Raw genomic sequence first — 5,945 nt, 5'->3', positions numbered from 1 at the left:
CGTGCACGCGGCCGCCGTCCTCGGCGTCGTGCTGCTGATCGCCGTGGCGGGCAGGAGAGTCGCGCGCCGTCTCCAGCAGCCGACCTCGCTCGCCCAGGGCGGGGCGCGGATCACCGCCGTCGGCCGCACCTGCTTCGAGTACGAGGTGACCAACCCGAACGCCGAACCGTACGACTACACCGTGGTGTTCAACGGCCCCGATCCGGACCGGGGCGCGGCGGTGTTCGGCGACCCGGGCGGCGGCGCGGGCGGGGGAGGGAACCTCACCCGGACCGTCACCGGGCTCGCCCCCGGCGCCACCGAGAAGGGGCGGATCGACCTGGCCGCGCCCGGCGCGACCGGGCCGGGCTCCCGCCCGGGCGCGCCCACCCTGGGACGGTCCGACAACCCCCGCCCGCCGAAGCCGGAGCTCCTCCAGGTCCGCAGCGTGCCCACCGCCGAGGCGCCCAGTGCCGGCGGCCCCTGCCCGCCCTCCGGCCTGCGGCTGTACGCCGACGAGGGCAGCGCCGCGATGGGCCTGCGCGCGGTCGGCCTGCACCTGCGCAACTGCGGGACGGCCACCGTCACCCTCGACGGCTACCCGCAGGTGCAGCCGCTCGACCCCGACCACAAGCCCCTCGACGGCGTGCGGATCCTGCGCGGCGGCGCCGAGATCGCCTCCGGCACCGGCGCCGACAACCCGCCGCAGAAGATCGCCCTGGGGCCGGGGGAGGGCGCCCGCGCCACCCTGGTGTGGCGCAACACCACCGAGGCCGGCGCCGGGGACCCGCAGAACGCCCCCTACGTCCGGGTGCGCGCCACCGCCGACGCGGCCCCCGTGATGGTCGTCCCGGAGCTCGACCTCGGCACCACCGGCCGCCTCGGCGCCGGCGCCTGGGCCCGGGAGGACGCGAACGACAAGCCGTCGCCGGACCCGAGGCCCTGAGGCCCTGAGGCCCTGAGGTCCTGGAGAGGGAAGGACGGCCCGGCACGCTCCCCCGTGGCGTGCCGGGCCGTCGGCGCGTAAACGGAACGAGATGTTCCGCCGCGCGGTGTTCACTCGTGGAGGATGCCAGGGAGACACCCCCGCCGTGTTGGCACCGAGTCGACAGTCCTTGGCACTGGGTGGACAGGTGCGGCCTTCCGGCCCGTCCGTGCGCGCGGGGTGCTCGCGGTGCGGGGTTCTCGGGGGGCGTGGGTCGGCCGGCGGCCGGTGTTGTGCAGGAGGCGCAGCACCGCGTCGGTGTCCAGGCCTTCGCAGGCGGCGTCCATCGCGGCGTAGAGGGACTCCTCGATCCCGGCGACCTTGGTGGCGCGGCCGTGCCGCCCGTGCGGCTAACCGCCGGCGCCCCCGGCCAGGGCCTGCTGGCGGTGCTCGCTGGGGGAGAGGCCGTACGCGGTCCTGAAGGCGCGGCTGAACTCGGCGGCGCGGGGCAGGCCGCAGCGGGTGGCGACGGCGTGGACGGGCAGGTCGCGCAGCGCGGGGTCGGCCAGCTCGCGGCGGGCCCGCTCCAGCCGGCGGCGGCGGACGAAGGCGGCGACGGTCTCGCCGCCGGACTGCCGGGTGAACAGGCGGTGCAGGTAGCTGACCGAGATGTGGTGGGCGGCCGCGATCACGGCGGGGGTCAGCTCCGGGTCGTGCAGGTTGCGTCCGACGAAGGCCCGGACGTTCTCGACCAGGGCCCGCTGCCGGGTGTCGTCGGGTACGGCGGCCTCGGCGTCCAGTTCCCGGGCGAGCCAGGCGGCCACCAGGTCGACCACGATGCCGCCCAGCCGGGGGGTCTCGACCGGGCCCAGGACGGCGGCCTGCCGGTCCAGGCCGACGAGGAACTCCGAGAGCAGCGCGCAGGCGCCCTCCCGGGAGGAGAACCCGCGGCCCAGCAGCTCGTGCACCCGGTGCGGCGGCAGCGGCAGCAGGGCGGTGGGGAAGTCGACGCCGACGGCCTCGATCCGGCGCTCCGCGGGCGCCTGGGCGCGGGAGCCGAAGGCCCGCAGGTCGAAGGGGTGGGAGCTGTCGAGCATGTGCAGGTTGCCGGGCCCGAAGGTCTCGGTGCGCCCGCTGCCGGGGGTCAGGACGAAGCCGCCGTCGAGCAGCAGGGTCAGGTGGAACACCCCGAGGTCCGAGCGGCGCACCCGGCGCTCGGTGCGCTGGAAGCGGGTCGGCGGGAAGGAGGTCCGCAGGAGGGTCACCGGCCCGAGCTCCAGGCGCCGCATCTCCGCCCGGAAGTCGTCGGAGTGGTCGCTGGTCACCTCGCTGTCCCGGGTGCGGCTGACCAACTCCCGCCAGCACTCGAACCGTTCCCTCTCGGGTACGCCCTCGCCGCGGAACACGCTCGCCGTGCTCGTCGCCACTGTCCGCCCTTCCCGTCCGGGGTCCGTCCCCTTCCCTGCCCGGTCGGGCTCCCCTTCCCCACCAGGTGTCACCGGCTCCTCGCAGCCGGTGACACCGAAACCTACAAGGTCAGGCCCGGTGTCCTCCGCCCGGGGGCCCGGAGCCCGGCCGCGCTCCGCCCGGGGCGGCCGTCGCCCGCCGGGAAATCCGGTGAACCGGCCGTCCGCCACTGCCCGTTGGCATGAACGCAGGGGCCCGACAGGCCCTGCTCCCATCGGAGGGCGGCGTACGGGGCGCGTCCCGTACCGCCGTCGACGAGACCGTGCCGCGGCCGGTCGGGAACCGCGCCGCAGCGGAAAGAGGGGAACGATGAGGAACACCGGAAGGACCAGGCGCACGCTCGCCTTCGCCGGCGCCGCCCTGGCGCTGGCCTCGCTCACCGGGCTGACGACGGCCACCAGCGCGTCCGCCGACGTCAACAGCGAGTGGAACTGTTCGCGCAACCCGAGCGGCTGGGACCACATGAACTGGGGCAGCTGCCTGCTGCCCGGTGACTCGCTCGTCTCCGCCAACGGCGCCTACCGGTTGACCTACCAGACCGACGGCAACCTCGTGGAGTACGACCGCTACGGCACCGCGATGTGGAACACCGCCACCTTCGGCGGCGCGGGCAAGGCGATCATGCAGTACGACGGCAACTTCGTCGTCTACGACACCTTCAAGAACGCCAAGTGGGCCACCGGCAGCGGCTTCGGCTGCAACCCCAGCGCCAACTGGGTGCGCATGCAGAACGACGCCAACATCGTCGTCTACCGCCCGCACGACAACAGCAGCCCCTGGGTCCCGGTCTGGTCCTCGCAGTCCGGCCGCGTCGGCACCTGCTGACACCCACCCGGCCCGTGCCCGGCACCTGCTGACACCGCCGGGCCCGTGACACCCGGCACCGGCGGCCGCACCCCCTGCGGCCGCCGGTGCCGGCGTCAGTTCCCCCGCGGCCGCTCCGCCTCCGTGGCGCCGCCCACCCGGGGGGCGCCGTCCGGGGCGCCGAGGGCGAGGGTGAAGCTGAACCGGTCGCCGCGGTACAGGGAGCGCACCTGCTCCAGCGGGCGCCCGGCGGCGTCCAGGCTGCGGCGGTGCAGCAGCAGCATCGGCAGCGCCGGCGGGGTGCCGATCAGCAGCGCCTCGCGCGGGGTGGCCAGCACCGTCTCGATCCGTTCCTCGGCGGCGCCCAGGCGCACCCCGTGCTCGCGCAGGTAGCCGTAGAAGGACCCCTCGGGGTCGAAGTCCCGGTCCAGCGCGGGCACCCGGGCCACCGGCACGTACGTGGACTCCAGCCCGACGCGCTCCTCGTCCGCGCGCAGCACCCGCTCCAGGTGCCACAGCGGCTCGCCCTCGGGGACCTCCAGCAGCCGGGCCACCGCCGCGTCGGCGGGCAGCCGGTCCAGGCCGATCAGGGTGCGGCCGGGGCGCAGGCCCTGGCGCGAGACGCCCTCGGTGTAGCTGCTCAGGGACAGCGGCTGCTCGATCTTCGGCCCGGCCACGACCGTGCCCCGGCCCTGCCGGCGCAGCCGGCCCTCCAGCAGCAGCTCGCGCAGCGCCTGGCGCACGGTGGCCCGGGCGACGCCGTGACGCTGCGCCAGATCGGCCTCGGTGGGCAGCCGCCCGCCCGGGCCCAGCTCGGCGACCAGCTCCTCCAGCCGCGCCTTGACCAGGTAGTACTTGGGCACCCGGCCGTGCTCGGGGACGCCGGCGCGGGCCGCTTCGGGGCCGGCCCGGGAGATGGGGTGGTTCACCGCGCAAGCCTACCGAGCGCCGCCCGGGCCGCACCGGGCCGTACGGGCCGAGCCCGGCGCCCCGGGGCCGTCGATCACGGAAGTGTAACGGGTCTGGTCTGAATTTCCGCGGTTGTTCATACAACCGTGGATCCGGCGAGGGCCCCTCCTCGCCCGCCCGGCGCATCCTCACTCCCGGTGCAACTGCACCGCACTGACGACCAGTTGGGAGCCCTCGATGCGCACCTCCCGCACCGCCGCCCTCGCCGCCGCCACGGCCCTCGCCGCCACCGCCGCCGCGCTGATCGCACCGACCACCGCCGCCACGGCCGCCGCCCCCGCCGCGACCGGGGCCACCACCGGGGCCGCCGTCGGTCCGTACCAGGGCCTGCCGAACGGCACCAAGCAGGCCAAGAGCCTGGTCATCGGCGTCGACGGCACCCGCTACGACAAGCTGCTCACCGCCGACGCCCCCGCCCTCAAGGCCCTGATGGCCGGCGGCATGACCGCCACCAGCAACCTCTACGCCAACCCGCTGGCCCCCACCCTCTCCGGCCCCGGCTGGTCGACCATCGCCACCGGCGCGTGGCCCGACAAGCACCAGGTGAAGGACAACAGCTTCACCGGCTCCCGCTTCGACCTGTTCCCCGACTTCGCCACCCGCCTGGAGAACGCCGACCCCACCACCTCCACCCTGGTGATCGGCTCCTGGAACCCCATCGCCGGCAACGTCTTCAACGGCCGCGCCGACCTGCGCCTCCAGGAGAGCGAGAACGACACCAAGACCGCCGCCGACGCCGTCGACTACCTCGCCCACGGCAACCCCGACACCACCTTCCTGCACTTCGACCAGGTCGACGAGGCCGGCCACAACCACGGCGGCACCAGCCCCGAGTACGCGGCCGCCCTGCACTCCGCCGACGCCCTGGTCGGCCAGGTCCTCCAGGCCGTCAAGTCCCGCCCCACGTACGCCTCGGAGGACTGGCTGATCGTCGTCACCACCGACCACGGCCACACCGACGCCGGCGGCCACGGCGGCAACAGCGCCAACGAGCGCCAGACCTTCCTGATCGCCAACGGCACCGGCTACGCCCCCGGCTCCCGCCGCTACGACGTCAAGCCCGTCGACATCGCCCCCACCGTCCTCAAGCACGAGGGCGTCGCCCTCGACCCCGCCTGGAAGCTCGACGGCCGCCCGATCGACGAGATCGCCCCCGACGCCTTCGACGCGCTGCGCCCGAGCCTTCAGGCCCGCGCCGACGAGAGCGGCATCCCGGCCGGGGTGAAGGGCTGGACCCACACCCCGCCGGCCGGCTGGAGCATCGACAACTCCCGCATGCCCAGCGGCGGCGTCACCGAGTGGCGCGGCTGGACCTTCGCCACCGACGAGTTCTGGACGGCCGCCCAGCTCGGCCAGTCCCGCGAGACCAACGTGCGCGCCCGCAACGTGTTCGCCGTCGCCGACTCCGACGAGTGGGACGACAAGGCGCACGGCGCCGGCCAGTTCGACTCCACCCTGGTCGGCCCCGCCTACCCGGTCTCCGGCGCGAGCCGCGGCGTGCTGTCCTTCGCCACGAACTACAAGGTCGACGGGCCGCAGACCGGCGACGTCTACGTGGTCTTCGACAACGGCGCCCCGCAGCTGGTGAAGTCCTACCGCAGCGACCTCAACACCGTCGAGAACCTCCCCGTCACCGTCCCCGCCGGCGCCACCACCGCCCGCTTCCAGTTCCGCTACACCGGCACCAACAGCGCCTTCTGGACCGTCGACCAGGTCTCCTTCACCGCCTCCTGACTCGGGCGGCGCGCGGGCGGGGGAGTGGGGACGCAACGGATCCTCCTCCAGCCGGCTGTGGGGGGCC

Annotated in this window: 5 protein-coding genes; 3 read left to right on the top strand and 2 right to left on the bottom strand. The window is 75.0% G+C overall.

Annotated features, from left to right (window positions below):
• Position 1: 1 nt before the first annotated feature.
• On the top strand, positions 2-925 hold the full coding sequence (locus tag ACWDCZ_RS38200; protein ID WP_449818344.1) for a DUF4232 domain-containing protein: 924 nt from the start codon (positions 2-4) through the stop codon (positions 923-925).
• A gap of 389 nt (positions 926-1,314) precedes the next feature.
• On the opposite strand, the gene ACWDCZ_RS38195 is transcribed toward ACWDCZ_RS38200, so the two are convergent.
• Positions 1,315-2,331 carry a helix-turn-helix domain-containing protein gene (locus ACWDCZ_RS38195; RefSeq protein WP_449818343.1) on the bottom strand — a complete coding sequence of 339 codons (1,017 nt, stop codon included), beginning with the start codon at positions 2,329-2,331 and terminating at the stop codon, positions 1,315-1,317.
• Positions 2,332-2,680: 349 nt separating this feature from the next.
• Here ACWDCZ_RS38195 and ACWDCZ_RS38190 point away from each other — a divergent pair, with 349 nt between their 5' ends.
• Positions 2,681-3,196 carry a hypothetical protein gene (locus tag ACWDCZ_RS38190; RefSeq protein WP_074005383.1) on the top strand — a complete coding sequence of 172 codons (516 nt, stop codon included), beginning with the start codon at positions 2,681-2,683 and terminating at the stop codon, positions 3,194-3,196.
• A 95-nt stretch (positions 3,197-3,291) separates the two neighbouring features.
• Here ACWDCZ_RS38190 and ACWDCZ_RS38185 read toward each other — a convergent pair whose 3' ends face one another.
• The gene (locus ACWDCZ_RS38185) at positions 3,292-4,104 is read right to left on the bottom strand and encodes a GntR family transcriptional regulator (protein WP_375876341.1); all 813 of its coding nucleotides are present in this window, start codon (positions 4,102-4,104) and stop codon (positions 3,292-3,294) included.
• 217 nt (positions 4,105-4,321) lie between these two features.
• Here ACWDCZ_RS38185 and ACWDCZ_RS38180 point away from each other — a divergent pair, with 217 nt between their 5' ends.
• On the top strand, positions 4,322-5,878 hold the full coding sequence (locus ACWDCZ_RS38180) for an alkaline phosphatase family protein (protein ID WP_449818342.1): 1,557 nt from the start codon (positions 4,322-4,324) through the stop codon (positions 5,876-5,878).
• The last annotated feature ends 67 nt before the right edge of the window (positions 5,879-5,945 follow it).

It is taken from the genome of Kitasatospora sp. NPDC001225 (assembly GCF_053597855.1).
This window is presented reverse-complemented; position numbering and strand designations above follow the sequence as displayed.

Coding starts and splice junctions, on each gene's coding strand:
- ACWDCZ_RS38180 (WP_449818342.1), top strand. CDS start 4,322: ATGCGCACCTCCCGCACCGCCGCCCTCGCCGCCGCCACGGCCCTCGCC.
- ACWDCZ_RS38190 (WP_074005383.1), top strand. CDS start 2,681: ATGAGGAACACCGGAAGGACCAGGCGCACGCTCGCCTTCGCCGGCGCC.